Raw genomic sequence first — 1,393 nt, forward strand, 5'->3', positions numbered from 1 at the left:
TGCCGGTCGTGCTCGTCGTGCGGCGCGACGTGCGCGTGCGGCACCGTCGATTCCTCTCCCGCATCGGACGCTTCGCCCTGGCTGTCGGCGCGCCGGCGCCGCCGCGATCCCGCGGCGCCCGCCTTCGGACGCGGCTTCAGCTTCGCGAGCATCTGGTTGCGCGCGGCGAGCGCGGCCGCCTGATTGCCGTTCGAATACGTGAAGCGCGTGCCGTATTTTCCGTAGGTCGTCGCGGTGCGCGCGCGCACCGGCCGGCGTCGTCGCGGATCCGGCTTCGCCGCGTGGATGGTCTGCGCGATCGCGCGCGTGATGCGGCTCATGACGGCACTGCCGCCGACAGTAACTGCTGCGCGAAATGCAGGATCTCGGCGGCCGCCCACGGCCCGGCGATCGCGACGGTAACCGTCACCGCAACCAGTTTCACGCCGTACGAGATGCTCTGCTCCTGCAGCGACGTGATCGCCTGCAGGAACGAGATCGCGAGCCCGGATGCGGCCGCGACGAGCACGACGGGCAGCGAGATGTAAAGACACAGCATCATGCCTTGCGAGGTGAGCCGGATCAGGTCATCGATTTCCATCGGACAACCTCCTTGGAATCGGAATTGGAGTCGGGATCGGGACATCAGGAATAGGTCAGCACGAGGCCGTGCACGAGCGTCGACCAGCCGTCCATCACGACGAACAGCATCAGCTTGAACGGGATCGCGACGTTGGTCGGCTGCACCTGGTTCATCCCCATCGACATCAGCACGTTCGCGATCACCAGATCGACGATGATGAACGCGATATAGAGGATGAAGCCGATGCGGAACGCGTCGGTCATCTGCGCGAGCGTGAACGCGGGCGCGAGCACGATCAGGTCGTCCTCGCGCAGTTGCGCGGCCGCGGCCTTCGGCCAGATCACCGACGCGGAACGCAGGAAGAAGCGCTTCTCGCGTTCGCGCGAGTGCGCGGCGAGGAACTGGCGGAACGGCTCCTTCGCCGCGCCGAACGCCTGCAGCATCGCCTGCGTCGGCTGCGGCGACAGCGCCTGCCCCTGTAGCTGCTGCTGCGCGGCGAAACCGATCGGCGCCATGATGTACAGCGACACGAGGATCGCGATGCCGTTCAGCACCATGTTCGGTGGCACCTGCTGCACGCCGAGCGCGTTGCGCAGCAGGCCGAGCACGACGACGATCTTCGCGTACGACGTAACGACCATCGCGATGAACGGCACCATGCTCATCACAAGCACGGCGATCAGCAGGCCGGTGATGTCGTTAAACTGAACCATCGTCGCCCGCCATCCGATCGATCCGCACGCCGAGATGCGCGCCCACCGCGACGAGCCTGCCGCCGCCGATCGCCTGGCCGTATGCGACGAGCCGCACCGGCACGTCGCGCGCGGCGAG

General features: G+C 67.0%; 2 protein-coding genes and 2 pseudogenes. All 4 read right to left on the minus strand.

Features of this window, described 5'->3' with window-relative positions:
• Positions 1 to 320: pseudogene (locus G3O06_RS48175) on the minus strand (type III secretion system protein); the annotation flags it as partial.
• On the minus strand, positions 317 to 580 hold the full coding sequence (sctS, locus tag G3O06_RS48180) for a type III secretion system export apparatus subunit SctS (protein ID WP_038743708.1): 264 nt from the start codon (positions 578 to 580) through the stop codon (positions 317 to 319). The gene sctS and the pseudogene G3O06_RS48175, both read right to left, overlap by 4 nt.
• 44 nt (positions 581 to 624) lie before the next feature.
• Positions 625 to 1,275 carry a type III secretion system export apparatus subunit SctR gene (gene sctR / locus G3O06_RS48185; protein ID WP_010109702.1) on the minus strand — a complete coding sequence of 217 codons (651 nt, stop codon included), beginning with the start codon at positions 1,273 to 1,275 and terminating at the stop codon, positions 625 to 627.
• Positions 1,262 to 1,393: pseudogene (locus tag G3O06_RS49560) on the minus strand (YscQ/HrcQ family type III secretion apparatus protein); the annotation flags it as partial. The pseudogene G3O06_RS49560 and the gene sctR, both read right to left, overlap by 14 nt.

The organism is Burkholderia sp. Ac-20345 (assembly GCF_017104825.1).
Taxonomy (GTDB): domain Bacteria; phylum Pseudomonadota; class Gammaproteobacteria; order Burkholderiales; family Burkholderiaceae; genus Burkholderia; species Burkholderia lata_B.